This is a genomic window from Rubinisphaera margarita, assembly GCF_022267515.1.
In the GTDB taxonomy this organism is placed as follows: Bacteria; Planctomycetota; Planctomycetia; order Planctomycetales; family Planctomycetaceae; genus Rubinisphaera; species Rubinisphaera margarita.
Genome location: NZ_JAKFGB010000013.1, coordinates 96855 through 112043, shown reverse-complemented (window position 1 = coordinate 112043; position 15189 = coordinate 96855). Strand labels below are relative to the sequence as shown.

The 15189-nt window shown below is 59.3% G+C and carries 7 protein-coding genes; 5 read left to right on the top strand and 2 right to left on the bottom strand.

The window, feature by feature from the left end; all coding sequences use genetic code 11:
- Positions 1-162 precede the first annotated feature (162 nt).
- The gene (locus tag L1A08_RS12825; RefSeq protein ID WP_238756808.1) at positions 163-6558 is read right to left on the bottom strand and encodes a Calx-beta domain-containing protein; all 6396 of its coding nucleotides are present in this window, start codon (positions 6556-6558) and stop codon (positions 163-165) included.
- A 384-nt stretch (positions 6559-6942) separates the two neighbouring features.
- On the opposite strand from L1A08_RS12825, the gene ku reads away from it, so the two are divergent.
- A complete protein-coding gene (ku, locus tag L1A08_RS12820) occupies positions 6943-7821 on the top strand; it encodes a non-homologous end joining protein Ku (RefSeq protein WP_238756807.1) in 879 nt (292 codons plus the stop codon).
- A gap of 42 nt (positions 7822-7863) precedes the next feature.
- Positions 7864-9063: a tetratricopeptide repeat protein gene (locus L1A08_RS12815; protein ID WP_238756805.1), complete on the top strand. Its 1200-nt coding sequence runs from the start codon at positions 7864-7866 to the stop codon at positions 9061-9063.
- Positions 9064-9068: 5 nt separating this feature from the next.
- Here L1A08_RS12815 and ligD read toward each other — a convergent pair whose 3' ends face one another.
- Positions 9069-11645 carry a DNA ligase D gene (gene ligD, locus L1A08_RS12810; protein WP_238756804.1) on the bottom strand — a complete coding sequence of 859 codons (2577 nt, stop codon included), beginning with the start codon at positions 11643-11645 and terminating at the stop codon, positions 9069-9071.
- Positions 11646-11822: 177 nt separating this feature from the next.
- On the opposite strand from ligD, the gene L1A08_RS12805 reads away from it, so the two are divergent.
- Genes L1A08_RS12805 through L1A08_RS12795 form a run of 3 tightly spaced genes read left to right on the top strand, consistent with a single transcriptional unit; the run spans position 11823 to position 15170 of the window.
- Entirely contained in the window at positions 11823-12497 is a 675-nt protein-coding gene (locus tag L1A08_RS12805; RefSeq protein WP_238756803.1) for an HAD family hydrolase, read from the top strand.
- 52 nt (positions 12498-12549) lie between these two features.
- Positions 12550-13821 (top strand): class I SAM-dependent rRNA methyltransferase, encoded by a 1272-nt coding sequence (locus L1A08_RS12800; RefSeq protein ID WP_238756802.1) that lies wholly within the window; start codon positions 12550-12552, stop codon positions 13819-13821.
- A gap of 2 nt (positions 13822-13823) precedes the next feature.
- Positions 13824-15170, top strand: coding sequence for an Nramp family divalent metal transporter (locus L1A08_RS12795; protein ID WP_238756801.1), 1347 nt, complete (start codon positions 13824-13826; stop codon positions 15168-15170).
- Positions 15171-15189 lie beyond the last annotated feature (19 nt).

The following is a 15189-nucleotide window of genomic DNA, read 5'->3' as shown; positions in this document are numbered from 1 at the left end:
ATGTCACCCGCATTCCCCCCCTCACCCTAACCCTCTCCCCCCCGAGGGGGCGAGGGAACTCGCTTACTGGTGCTTCCCCTCAGAGTCGTTCATTGAAAACCCTCTGACCAATAGATCCCGCGTTCCTACTGCCTTCCGTTTTTGCGTTTTCAACTGTTGCGACTATTTGATGAAGAGCTGGTCGAGCAGTTCGCTGTCGCCGAATGCTTCGAAGTCACCGGCCGGAAGGGCCATGTGTCGTCGGACTGAGCCGGCGGGATCGTGGTAGTCGTCCTCGTTCCGCTGGACCTGCACATGTTCCCAGTTGCCGTCCGGGTTCCAGGTGATCAGCCCGCGTCCCCGCAGAGCGGTTCCGGTCGATTCCAGACTGATCCAGCGTTGGGTATCGGCGCGACGAGCCAGGATGTCGGCGTACTCATCGCCATTGCTTTGCCCGACATGGAGATCGACCAGGCCGGAGACGCTCGCATCGTAATTCAGCCAGAGTGATGTCTGGAAGCGATTGTCTCCCGACAGGCCGACGTGCCACTCGGACGAGTTGATAATGACGGCGATGTCGTCGGACTGATCGCCGTTGAAGTCGCCGGCGACGGCCGCCTGGATGTTGCTGGCATCGACGTTGTTCCAGATCTTCCAGGTGCGGGTGTTGAAGATCGATCCCGCCGAAAGGGCGACATCACTGCGAGCGGAGTTCTGCCCGGCCATCTGGCGGATCGCGGTGATATCATCTCGTCCGTCGTTGTTGAAGTCCCCAACGCTGACGTGATCGATTGAGTCCATGCCACGCCAGTCGGCTCCCAGCGAGTTGCTGAACTGGCCCGTGGCGGAACGTGTGAGCCACCAGACGCCGGTGTTGGCCAGGATCGCCAGGTCGCTGCCTCGCACGCCGTCGAACTGACCGACGACAACCTGATCGATGTTGTCGTACTTGCCGTACAGGCCCCAGGCCCGGTTCGTGAAGTCCGATCCACTCGACTCGGCCACCCACCAACGACCCATCTGGCCAGCACGGAACAGTCCCGCGATGTCATCGCGGCCATCGTTGTTGAAGTCGCCGACGACGATCGATCTCACATCGTTCGTCCGCCAGTTGCCCCAGTTCTCGAAGTTGTAGTGCCCTTCTCCGCTCCACAACCCAATCTGCCAGTCACCGTTCTCCATCCGCAGCGCGATGTCCTGTTCGCCATCGCCGTTGAAGTCGCCCTGGAACGATTCAAGGATATTCCCCGGAGACGCTGCGGCCAGATTGTTGGTGTAGTTTCCGTCCGCGTCGGCATAGGTCATGTACCAGTTGCCGTTGCTGCGTCCGGTGATCGTCGACGAGTCGTCGTTGCGGATCGTCACGAGGGCGGTATCGTCTTCGACGGAGACAAAGGCTCCCTGGGAGTCGACCGACGTGATCACGAACTCAAACTGTTCGTTGTACTCGATCTCACCGTCTGCGATGACCGGTAGTAACACGGTTTCATCATCGTGACCAGCGAGAATAGTCGCTGTTCCCGTCAATGTGCTGAAGTCTCGAGCGTCCGTCGAGATATGACGGATCTCGTACTGAACCGTGACGTTCTGATCGACGGTGTTGTCCAGGGTCAGTTCCACGGTTGGACTCTGGTCTTCGGCCGTCGCGACATCCGCTACGGAAACGATGGCTCGATCATCGTTTCCAATGAATCCGGTTGCGGTGGCATCGGACAGAACAATATCCAGTCCGCCATTCATCAGATCGAACAGGGCGACCTGGAAGGTCTCGTCGTACTCGACATTCGAGTCGGCGTTCACATTGATGGTGAGCGTTTTCTGCTCGCCGGCCTGTCCCGTGAAGTTAAGCGTTCCGGTCTGGTTCCCCCCGACGATGGTAAAATCGGAGTTGAAATACGCGGTCACATCGTCGATGCGATAATCGACCTGGAAGGCTCCGTCCACGCCCTTATCGAGTTGCACGTGGAAATCGTAAGCAGTCTGGCCGCCTCCGTTTCCTTCACGCTTGAAGACATCGTTGATTGTCAGCCCCGCCTGATCGTCGTTGAGAATGACGGCAGATCCTTCGCTGTCGGACAGACCGACGTTGCGTCCGGAGACTTGATGGTTGGACAGGGTCAAGCGCACCGTCTCGGCGAACTCAACGACTTCGTCGCCGTTGACCTGCAGCGTGAAGGTCTGCGTTTCGCCGGCGTTGCCCGCGAAGGTCAGAGTCTGTCCGCTGATCGCGGTGTAATCGCTTCCCGCCGTCGCCGTGCCTCCCGTGGTGGAGACATCGACCGTGGTCTGCACATCAACGGCGGCGTCGAGCGTGACCGTGAAAGTGAAACTGGTGACGCCGTCGTCTTCCTCATCGAGAGCGACATCGTTGATCCAGAATCCGGCGGCGTCGTCATTCGTAATCGTGCCAATCCCCTGGGCGTCTGCGATCGTGACATCGCGTCCGCCGGCAATCACCAGATTCGACAGATTGACGTAGAACGTCTCATTGAGTTCCACAACCTGATCGCCACTCAGAACAATGGTGATCGTCTCCGTCTCGCCAGCCGTGCCGGCGAAGTTCAACGTGCCTGAATTCGCGGTGTAGTCCGTCCCCGCCGCGGCTGTGTTGTCGGCAGACGCGAAATCGACACTGAACCCGGCATCCACGGCGTTGTTCAGCGTGGCCGAGAAGACAAGATTCGTAGTTCCGCCCAGGCCTTCCGCAATCGAAACATCGTTAATGGAGACAGTCGAACTGTCATCGTTGGTAATCGTTCCGAGTCCCTGGGAATCGGCGAACGTTACGTTGCGGCCCGAAGCCACGATACTCGACAGATTGACGAAGAAGCTTTCGTCGAGCTCGGTCGTTTCATCGCCGTTGACCAGCACAGTAATCGTTTTGGTCTCACCGGCCGTTCCATTGAACGTCAGCGTATCTGAAGCCAGTGCGGTGTAGTCGCCCGAGCCGCTCGTGGCCGTGTTGTTCGCGGTGACGTAGTCGACATCGATCGAGGTGTCGACGGCATTGTTCAACGTGACCGTGAAGACATAGCTGGTCGTGCCGGCATCATCTTCATCGTGAGTAACGTCGTCGATCGAGAAGGTCGCCGAATCGTCGTTGGAGATCGTAGAACCGACCGCTGCAGCGGTAACGATGTCATACCCTGTTCCCGAAGCGAGCGTCAGCGTGACCGTTTCGTTCAGCTCGACCGTGGTATCGCCTGTAGGTGTGATCGTCACGGTTGCGGTCGTCACATTGGCCGCGAAAGTGACCGTGCCATTCGTGCCGTCAAACGTCGCGGCTCCACTCTGCGTGTAGTCGGTGTTGAACGTCGCCGTTCCGCCGATGTCAAAGTTAGCCGTCATCGGATCGGTCACAACACCCGAGCGGGTGAACGTATAAACGATGTTCGTCGCTCCGTTCTCAAGCACAGACGCCGTACTGACAGCCAGCGCCATCGAGGTGTCGTCGGCCGTGATCGTAGTCGTCGCGTTCGCATCGGTTGTGGTGTAGGCCGATGGGATGTTCGACAGCGTGACCGTGAAATCCTCATCCGATTCCGCATCGATGTCGCCGGTAACCTGGATCGAGAAGGTCGCTTCGGTCTGTCCTTCAGCAAAGACCACGCTTCCGCTGGGCAGAACTCCTCCCGCGAAGTCATCCGCATTCACATCGCCCGTGACGGCGTAGTTGTATGTCGCCGCGGGGAGTGTCGACGAATCGGTGCTCGAACGACGCACGGTGTAATTGATGGTCGTTGTCCCGGAATCGCCTTCGACGATTTCCGAATGGGTCGCAGCCAGGGTGACAATCGGAGCCAGCACCGCGACGACGTGATCGGGAATGATCGAAAGATCATGCTGGGTCGGGCCGCCGAGCAGGCCCGGGTCGTCCGAACTGGTCGATTCTTCATAGGTGAAGGACCCGGTTCCGCGGCGGACGCCGCCACTGGCTTCGAAGTAGAGATCAACCGTGGCTCCGTCCCAGGCGACGAAATCGCCATTGCTGACCGACATTGTTTTGGCGGCGTCGAGGTACAGCGTTCCGTTGGTGATGCCGGTGATCTTGATGTGCGTCGACGACATATCACTCTGGTTGAGCGTAATGGCATCGGTCGTTGACGCCTGGGCCACGTATCCGTCCTGAATAAGCAGTCCGCCATCGTTGTTGCTCGTCGAATCGATTGTGGTGTAAGTCGCTTCCCCCGCGAAATCGACATCCGGCCGGAAATACAGATAGACGTTGCCATTTCCGTAGCTGATGAACTCTCCCTCGACGACCGCCTGCGTGAAAGCGGCGTCTTTGTACAACGTCCCGCCGGTAATGCCTTCGACCTTGAAGTGGGTCGCTCCAGCATCTCGTGACGTCTGACTCCGGATAATGGCAATCGCTCCACTGTCGGTGTTCACATCGGTGAAGTCGCCAACATGAATATTTGCGTTGAAGATGGAATGGGAGACGTTGCCGTTCGCCGTGGTGAACGCGTCCGTTGAAGCGAACTGCAGCACGCCGTTTCGGGTAGTGGCGTACCCGTAAATCTCGTCCAAACCATTCTTCACGGTCATGTGAATCGATGAAACCGACGGGCCGGCCGCCCAGACTCCGCCGACACCGGTGAGTGTGAACCGGAACTCCCGGCTTCCGGTCGTCTTCATTGAATCGAGCGAAAAGGTATTGTTGAAGTACTCATCGGACGACATGAAAAAGCTCACTCCCTCGGAAGGGAACAGGTCATTCCCATCATCGAAGAAGGTCGGATCGGAGACGTTCACGACTGCGGTCGCTTCGTAAGTGCTGAAGGGTGTCCCGCCACCGTTCGTCGATGTGTCGACAAAATCTCCGGCGACGCCCCCGGTTTCGTCCCAGGAACGGAACGTCATTGTCGGCTGGTTGCCGAAGACGGTGTTGAATCCCTCATTGGGGACAAATCGCACTTCCCACGTATCACTGAGCAGGAGAGCGTTGGACTCCGTCGCATCGGTCAGATCGGTCCAGTCGGTCCCGTTATCTGAGTACTGCCAGAGACCGTTCGAGCTGTCGATTGAAGTAATCGCCAGAGCCGTCGGAGCAGCGACTTCGCTACGAAGTCCCCCGCGTCCCAGTCGCGCCAGAATGTCGGAGACCAGCGTTGCCGTTCCTCCATCGGCCTCCAGGATGTTAGGATCTGGATCCTGAATCCCTGCGTTGAGATACGAATACTCGAGCGATGCAGGGACAGCGGGACCGTCCACATACGTCTGCATCGGCAGTGTTCGCGAGAATGTTCCCCACAGTCCCTGTCGATAGTCAAGCGGGGTCGCGGGGCTCGACGGAAACTGGTTCGGCGTTGACCCGAAGTTGGCGAGCTGCGAACCGTGACCGAACGTCGTGCCATAATGATTGACGGTCACTCCGTCCATGGCAAAGATCGATCCGCCTTTGCCGACGCCGTACCCTTCTCCCCGTCGCCCGGGATCTCCCCCAATCGCTTCGTTGGCTTCAAAGTAGCTGTCGACCACAGTGAGCGTACTGCCGCTGCGAACGAAGATCCCGCCGCCCAGTCCCGCTCCGCCGCCACCACCGCCGCCCGTGCCCGCCGGAATATCCGCGTTGTAAAGGGAAAAGCCATCCATATTCCGCACGGCGCTGTCGTGACCATCCGAACCGGCTTTCCCGTTGCCGACCCCGGGCAGGAACGATTGATCATCGACATCAAGACCATCGGAGACCACTCCCCGCTGCCCGCCGGCTCCGGCGTTGTATCGATTGCCGACGAGTCCGCCGCCGCCACCGCCGCCACCACCGCCGGCGAAGTTGCCTTGAGACCCGGCAGAGCCGGCGTTGCCATCGACCGTGGTTCCGGCTCCCCCCGCGCCGCCGACACCGAAGTTGCCGTCGACGAACGAACTCGTTCCACTAGTTCCACCGGTCGATGTGAATCCACCCGCAACCGTGGACGTCCCGGCTCCCGGAACGCCGGCATCGCCACCATCACCGCCGACCGCCTGATTCCCTGACAGAATCACGTTCTGAATCGTGACATTCGCTCCGGTGTTAACGAACACCCCGCCCCCGAGACCAGCTCCACCGCCGCCCCCGCCGCCAAATTCACTCGCGCCGCCGTCGCCCCCCTGGGCCAGACCATCGGCGATTGTGAGGTGAGCCAGATGGATTGTTCCCGACTGCACAGTGAAGACGCGGGCGGCATTGTTCCCGCTGATCGTCAGGTTTTCAGCTCCCAGACCGTTGATCAACACAGACTGGCTCAACGAAAGCGTGCCGCTTGTCAGCAGAATCGAACTACCGGACAGGGCGGCATCGAAGGTGATCTGATCGCTCGAGCCGTAACCGCCACCGACATTGATCTGGGCCGACTCGCCAGCCGTCAGGACACGCCCCAGGGCGGCATTGGCGTCTCCCCCGTTGTTGATCAACAGGACCGCTTCTCGCAGGGTAAGCTCATTGTCCGACGTTGTATTGTCGGCCTGCGTGTTGACCGTCAAACCCGCCAGCAGCGTCCGGCCTTCGAGGACTTCCGAAGCTCCGAATTGAGGACGAAGTGTCTCGGCTCGTCGCCGGGAGATACGAGTAGACTGGGAGCGTGATTGGAACATCATTGGTGTCTTACCTGGGTTGACGAAAGAAGTGCGAAGCCGGGAGGCCGTCGGGCGAGCTCGCTTCGGGAGAGTGTTAAAGCGCGGAACGGTGGCAAGCTTTAGGGACCGCATCGGTATCATCGAGTGCAGAGCCCTGGCAATCTCAGCCGAATTTGACCAAGTCCTAGAGGCGTCATAATAGCGACATCCGGCACGATCTGATGAAGAGTTTGCAAACCCGACTTTGAGCAAACAGCCGCAAAGGATTCCCAACCAGCGGTCGGCACACGATTTGCGACGTCGGATTATTGCCGCAGTGAGCATGGCTCGCGGCTCGAAGTGACAAAGGGAATTCCGCATGACCAGGGGAAGGTTGAACGTGATGTTTACGCTGGAAAACACGTTATGGCTCCCCGATCTTCGTGGAAGGGTTACCTGAAAATCAGTCTCGTCTCGTTGCCTGTGAAGGCTTACACGGGGTCATCGAGTGGTGGCTCACCGATCAGCCTGAATCAATTGCACGAGAAATGTCACAGCAGAATTCGCTATCGGAAAGTTTGTCCGATTCACGGCGAAGTCCCCAACGACGAGATTGTTTCGGGCTACGAATACAGCAAAGATCAGTACGTTGTCATCGATACCGACGAACTCGAGAAGCTGCGATCTGAGACCGATCACTCCGTGAACGTCGACTCCTTCGTGCCGTCCGATTCGATCGACCCGGCACTGCTCACGGGCAAAACGTACTATCTGCTTCCCGACGGTCCCGTGGGGCAAAAGCCGTATCAGCTCATTCAGGATGCGATGTCCGGCGGCAACCTGCACGCGATCGCCACTGTCGTGCTCTCCAAGCGGGAACAGATCGTTCGCATCCGCCCCCGCGAAGGCCTGCTGGCCATGGATGTGCTCGAATATAAAACCCAGGTGAAGGATCCGACTTCTTTCCAAGACGAACTGGTCGAGACGACGCTGAGTGCTCAGGAGAAGAAGCTGACAAAACAGCTCATCGATGCTCTGGCGAAAAAGAAGTTCGATCCGTCCGAGTACAAAGACCTCTACACCGAGCGGCTCACGCAGTTGATCGAAGCTCGGGTTCAGGGCGAAGAACTCGTCACGGCTCCGGCTGAGGAAGAGCCGCAGGTTATCAACCTGATGGAAGCCCTGAAGCAGAGCGTGAAAGATGCCGGCGGGAAGACCGCCAAACCGAGCCGACGCCGGGCGGCCAGCTCAAAATCAACGCGGGCCTCTTCGTCTCGCAAGAGCACAAAGAAGAAGTCCGGCTGATTCACCCTTCGAGTGGGAACGTTTCTCGATTACGATGAGGGAATGGATACGGCATTGGAGAAAGACCGTTCGAACGAGACAACGTTCCATCATTTGAGCGGCGAGTCCGTCGCCCTCACGGGACGGCTCCGTTCACTCTCTCGTCCGGAAGCCGCCGAACTGATTCGACAGCACGGCGGGCGCCATCATCCGCATGTCGTCCGCAACACCACAATGCTCGTTGTCGGCGATGACCGTCTGCCGTTGCGATCCAACGGGAAGCCAACCGTGAACCTTCGCCGCGCGGTTCAACTGCAGCGACTCGGAGCGGCGCTGGTGATCCTCTCGGAAGACGAGTTTCTGCAGCGAATCGAACTCGTCACACCGATGGAGGCGACTCGCGGAGCACATCCGCTCGGCGAGGCAGCTCGGCTGGCCGGCGTTCAGCGAGATCAACTCCGCAGCTGGGTCAAAGCGGGTCTCGTGAAGCCGTCGCGGTCCGCGGGGTCACTTCACTACTTCAATTTCCGACAGGTGGCCGCCATCAAAAGGCTGCAGGAGTTGCTGCAGGCCGGAGTCAGCGCCCGTCGACTGCAGCACAGTCTGAAGCAGTTGCAGAGCTGGTTGCCACAGACACGGGAAACGCTGCCTCAACTCGATCAGTTCGGGAGCCTCCTCGCATTCCGTCGCGACGATGGGCGGCTCGCTGATGTCGCCGGGCAACTACTGATGGACTACGAAACCGAAAGCGAAGCCTCCGCTCCGATCTCGGTCGCCTGGCCATCTTCGGAGCCGAAGGCCGAGGATCCAGAAACGCTGTTTCAGCACGCGGTCGAGCTGGAGCTGCAGGGACGTCTCGCCGAAGCCGCCGAGTGCTATCGCCAGCACCTTCGACAATGCGGCCCCGACGCGGCGGTCTGTTTCAACCTGGCCAACACCTTGCAGGAACTCGACCAGTACGGAGCGGCCATTGAACGCTATCGTCAGGCCGTCGAACTCGAACCCGATTTTGTCGAAGCCTGGAACAATATGGGCGACGCTCTGGCCGAACTCGAACAGTTCGACGATGCCCTGACCGCGTGGAAGACTGCACTGCAGTGGAATCCGCACAGTCTGGATGCCCTTTACAACCTTGCCGAGACGCTCGAATCTCTCGACCGCTGCGAAGAGGCTCGCCCGTACTGGAAACAATACGTTCGCCTTGATCCCCAGAGCGAATGGTCAGAGTACGCGAAGCGATGCCTTGGGGAATCGTCTGCTTAGGCGGACTACGACAACCGCAGCCGCTTGCGAATCGGTTTCGTGATCGACTGCCGGATTGTGTCCAGTTCCGCCCAGGGGTCTTCGTTGAGCGATCGCAACCGTTCGCGAATGTTGCTGATGGTGAAAGCCTGCGAGCTTTCGATGTCGGGAAGTTCGTCCCATGTCAGCGGGGTTGCGACGGGAGCCCCGGCTCGCGCGCGGGTGGAGTAGGCTGCGATGGCGGTTGCTCCACGGCCGTTCCGTTGATAGTCGATATAGATCTTCCCGGTCCTTGCCTTCTTCGACATCGTGGCGGTATAGGCATCGGGGGAAGCGGACACCATTTCCTCGGCGACTCGCTGGCTGAAGGTCTTCACTTCGTCCCAGTCCTGACGGCGAGTCATCGGCACGACGACATGCAGCCCTTTGCCGCCGGTCGTCTTTACGAAGCTGGTCAACTCAAGTTCTTCAAGGAACGTCCTCAACTCCAGCGCCGCTTCGACCACGCGGGGCCAGCTGACCGCTTCATCGGGATCGAGATCGAAAATCACGCGGTCGGGCTGTTCGAGTCGGTCGGCTCGTGACCCCCAGGGATGCATTTCGAGCACGCCCATCTGCACAACCGCCGCCAGGCCCTGCAAATCGTTGACCATCAGATAGTCTTCGACCCCGTCTTTCTCCTGGATCGGAATCCGCTTGAGTTCATCGGGCGTTCCCGCTGCGGCATGTTTCTGGAAGAAGCATTTTCCGCTTGCTCCGGAAGGACAGCGCACCAGACTGAGCGGACGATCGATGAGATGCGGCAGAATCCAGTCGGCGATATCGACGTAATAGCAGATCAGATCCAGCTTGGTGATACCGGGGTCCTTGAACAGAATCTTGTTCGGGCTGGTGATGCGAACGTCGGCCAGTTCTCCGAGCTGCTCTTCGAAGAGCGACATCTCCGCAGCCGGGGTCGATTTCGGAGTGGGGGACTTCTTCACGGTCTTTTTCTCCGTCGGAGGCCCATTGCCATTCTGCTGACGAACAATCGATGTAGCCGGTTTGTCTTCCCGCAGCCCCTGAAACGAGGGATGCCGCAGACGATTGTCGCCAGTCCAGTTGGAGAACTCGACCTGAGCCACGACATCAGGCCGCACCCACGTGGTTTGACGATCGGTCCCCTCCGGCTTCGTCGCGAATGGATTTGCTTTGATCTTCCGCGCGGTCAGCCGTTTCGTCAGGTCGCGAAGCACGGCGTCGCTGAAACCGGTGCCGACTCGACCGGCGTAGATCAACTCGCCATCCGGCGAATAGTAACCGAGCAGCAGAGCGCCGAGTCCCTGTCGCGATCCCGACGGGGGCGTGAAACCGCCGATGACGAACTCTTCGCGAAACAGACATTTCGTCTTCAGCCAGTCAGTCCCGCGTCCGGAACGATACGGTCGATCGCGTCGTTTCGAGATGATACCTTCCAGTCCGAGTTTGCAGCACTCTTTGAAGAACGCCGGACCGGAGCCGATCTGGTGGTCGGAGTACTGCAACCGGGCTGCGTCAGCCGACGTCATCAGATCGGCCAGAACCTTCTTGCGGGCTTCCAGCGGATTCTTCCGCAGGTCGCTGCCGTTGAGGAAGAGGACATCAAACGCCTGATAGACCAGCTTGCCGGTCGCTTTGCGTCGAAAGGCGTTCTGCAGCTGCTGAAAACTGCTGACTCCGTTCTTATCGACGGCGACCACTTCACCATCGAGCACAGCCGACTCGGCATCGAGCTTCGCGATCGACTCGGCCAATTCGGGGAAACGGGCCGTCCAGTCATTCTGATTGCGGGTCAGCAGTCGCACTCCACCCCGGTTGAGGAATGCGAGCAGGCGATATCCGTCGAACTTGATCTCGTGGAACCAGTCGTCCCCTTCCGGAGCGTTCGGACTCAATGTCGCCAGTTGCGGATCGACCTTCTCCGGGACGGACTCTCCCGGCGTTGAAGGGGCGCTCTTCTGGGTGCGTTTGCTCTTGCGGGCCGAAGTCCGGGGTTTCGTCCCGGCCTGCACTTCGTCGAGCGTTCGTCCGGACTGCACACTCTCGGTTGACTCGGTCGTAACGTCATACTCGTCCAGGGAACGGGCCTCCTCGTCCTTCTCCTTGATGAGCAGCCAGTTGTCGGCCGATTCCCCTTTGCTTCTCATCCGGACCAGCGTCCAGCCTCCCTGCAGTTTCTCGCCGTGCAGACGGAACTTCAATTTTCCCTTCCGGTAGTCGGCAGTCAGATCGGAATCGGCTTCCCACTCGCCCCGATCCCAGATGATGACCGTGCCGGCTCCGTAGTTGCCTTGCGGAATAATGCCTTCGAAATCGGCGTAAGAAAGGGGGTGGTCCTCCACATGGACGGCGAGCCGCCGCTCTGAAGGATCAAGACTCGGCCCCTTCGGCACGGCCCAGCTCTTCAGGGTGCCGTCGATCTCGAGACGAAAGTCGTAATGCAGCCGTCTCGCCCGGTGCATCTGGACGACAAAACTCGCCCCCGATCGAGAACCTTGTTCCCCCTCAGGTTCCGGCGTGCGGTCGAACTTTCGCTTCTGTCGGTACTTTTCGAGTGTCATGGCAATTGCGGACGACTGTGACATTCGGGCGTCGAATTCGTGACCCGCCTTACTTCGATCCTATAGATGAAGATCTGAGCAGCAAGATGCGTTCCGGGCGTGTGAGGAAATCGCCGGGGTGCATTGCCTGACCGTCGTTTGTGTGAGATAGTTCCCTTCATTCGCCAATCAGAATCCCCCTGCAGGAGTGAGAACCCCGGGATGACAACTGAAATCCGGGCCGTCGTGTTCGACCTCGATGGCCTGATGTTCAATACCGAGATGATCTTCAACCAGACCGGCACCGAGCTGCTGCGTCGGCGGGGAATCATGGATGTCCAGCCGGTAATCGACCGGATGATGGGCCGCCGCGCCCACGAAGCGTTCACGGAGATGATCACCTTCTGTAAGCTCGATGAAACAGTCGCCGATCTGCAGAAGGAGTCGAACGAGATCTTCCACCAGCTGCTGTTCGAACAGATCGAACCGATGCCGGGACTGTTTGAGCTGCTCGACCGGATTGATTCGTTGAGCCTTCCCAAAGCGGTCGCGACGTCATCCGGTCGCAGTTATTTGCAGGAAGTCCTCGGTCATTTTGACCTGCTTGATCGCTTCCCGGTCACGTTCACCTCGGAAGACGTGACGCACGGCAAGCCGCATCCGGAGATTTATCTCACCGCTTCGAAACACTTGGGACACGAACCGCCGAAAGTGCTCGTGCTGGAAGACAGTAGCAATGGCACGAAGGCCGCAGCGGCTGCCGGGGCTCATATCGTTTCGGTGCCCCATCAATTCAGTGCCGGACAGGATTTCTCCCAGGCCCGGTATATCGCGACTTCACTGATTGATCCCTACATCCTCGGATTGCTGGATGCAGCCGAACAGGCCAGCACCTGAAGCCGGCGCGTTCGATCACGTCCTCTTCTTTCTTTCATACAAGCAGACTGTCATGGCTCCTCAGCGGAAGCGCTATCCTACTCGCAGCAAGCCGGCTCCCCGCGGTCCTCTAGCCGCCGAACACGTCTCGCCGCTGCCACTCGATGTCGATCCAGCCGAAATGCTGCCGGCCGTCGAAGTTCGATCGCCAGTGCGGCATCCGATTCTCTACCGCAAGCGGCTCGGCAAGTTCGATCCGCAGGCCCGACCCGGCGATCTGGTCCGGTTGCAGCTTGAAGACGCTTCCCACTTCGGCTACGGCCTGTTCAACTCGCGGGCGGAAGCGACAGTCCGTGTGCTCAACCGCACTGAAGAACTGCCGACTCGCGCCTGGTGGGAGCGAATTCTTCGTCAGGCCTGCGAACTGCGGCAGGAACGATTTCGGCTCGATGAGGTCGCTAACACCTATCGTGTCGTCCATGCGGAAGCCGACCTGCTGCCGGGGATCGTGATCGACCGGTACGACAATATTCTGAGCGCGGAATGTTTCTCTCTCGGCATGTTCCGTCGTGCGGGAGAGATCCTTGAGATTCTTCAGTCGCTGCTGGGCACGGAGCACTGGCAGATTGTGACCGCGCCGGCCTCGCTCGATACGGAAGGTTTCGACGAGCCGCGACAGGCTTCGCCGGACTGCCCCGATACCACGGTCGTGCAGGAATTCGGTACCCGCTTCCGCGTCAACTTTCTGCAGGGGCATAAGACGGGCTTCTTCTGCGATCAGCGGGATAATCGGAAGAGACTGGCCGAGTTCTGCGGCGGGAAGTCCGTTCTGGATCTTTGCTGCTACACCGGCGGCTTCTCGATGCAGGCGGGAGTTCTGGGAAATGCGGCCGATGTAACCGGAGTGGACCTCGATGAAGAAGCCATCGCCATCGCCAAAGCCAACGCGAATCTGAACCAGCAGAAGATCCGCTTCACCCACGCCGACGTCTTTCCGTATATGCGAGACATGCTGCGGAATGAGAAGCGGTACGAAGTCGTCATTCTCGATCCGCCCAAGCTGATTTCCCGTCGAGACGAATTCGACGAAGGCCGCAAGAAGTATTTCGATTTGAACCGGCTGGCCTGTCAGCTGGTCAAGCCGGGCGGACTGCTGTTGACCTGCAGTTGTTCCGGGCTGATGCCTCCTGAGGAATTCTCCAAAACGATCGCCGCTTCGATTCCCAGTGACCGCAGTGGACAGTTTCTGTATAAATGGGGAGCGGCGGGTGATCATCCGGTCGCGACGCATTGTCCGGAGACGGAGTATCTGAAGGCCTATCTCGTCCAGATCAACGAGCGTTGACCATGCAGCGACTGCTGGGGAAACTGAAAATCATCGGCCCCGGCATTCTCGTCGCCGCCACAGGTGTCGGTGCGGGCGACCTGGCGACGGGGGCGCTCACCGGGAGCATTCTCGGCACGGTCGTCCTCTGGGCCGTGCTTGTTGGAGCCCTCTTCAAATTCGCACTGAATGAAGGACTCACCCGCTGGCAGCTGGCGACCGGAACGACGCTGCTCGAAGGCTGCATTCGCCACTTCGGCTGGCTCTTTCTGATCGGCTTCCTGTTCTATCTGCTGCTCTGGTCGTTCTTCGTGGCGTCCGCTCTGATGAGTGCCTGCGGCGTGGTCATGCATGCCATCTGGCCCGTCTTCGGCAGTCCGGAAAGCGACAAGTTCTACTGGGGCATTCTGCACAGTCTGCTCGCGGTGGGCCTGATCTGGACCGGCGGCTACCGGACTTTTGAACGAGTCATGCTCGTTTGCATTGGCCTGATGTTCGTCACCGTGACCGCGACCGCCATCATTGTGCGACCCGATCTGAGCGCGATGCTCAACGGCATGTTCGTTCCCACAATCCCCGACTTCAACGGCGCCGGACTGACGTGGACGATTGCCCTGATTGGTGGCGTCGGTGGGACGCTGACGATTCTCTGCTATGGCTACTGGATTCGCGAGGTCGGCCGATGCTCACTCGATGATTTGCCCAACTGCCGGATCGATATCGCCGCGGGGTATCTGATGACCGCCATCTTTGGTATGGCGATGGTCGTCATTGGGTCGCGAATTCAACTTGATGAAGGCTCGCCAGCCCGGACGATTGTGCTCCTGGCCGATGAACTCCGAACGAGCCTCGGCAGCTTTGGCCCGGCTGCGATGTGGATCTTTTTGATCGGAGCCTGGGGGGCAGTCGCCAGCAGTCTGCTTGGCGTCTGGCAAAGCGTGCCGTATCTGTTTGCTGATGTGTACGAGTCGCTGACGGCTCGAATTGGAAAGCGCGAACGACGAGCCGTCTCCACCAGCTCCCGTCCCTATCGAATCTATCTCCTGGGCCTGGCGCTGTTGCCAATGCTGGCGCTGACCAACGACTTCAAGACCTTGCAGAAACTCTACGCCGTCTTCGGAGCGCTCGTCATTCCGCTGCTGGCGATCATCCTGCTGATTCTCGGGAACTGGTCCAAAGCGATCGGCAGCCACTGTCGCAATCCGCTGTGGAGCAACATCGTGCTCACGCTCGCCCTGCTGTTCTTCTGCGCGGCCGGCTATCTCGCCTTCATCCCGCCGAAGATGCAGCCGAACAAAGCCAGTTTCGATTCGACGGTCAACGAGCTGAACATCGCAGAATGCGTCGATTGCCCCTCACCCTCACCGTAACCCTCTTCCCAGAGGGGCG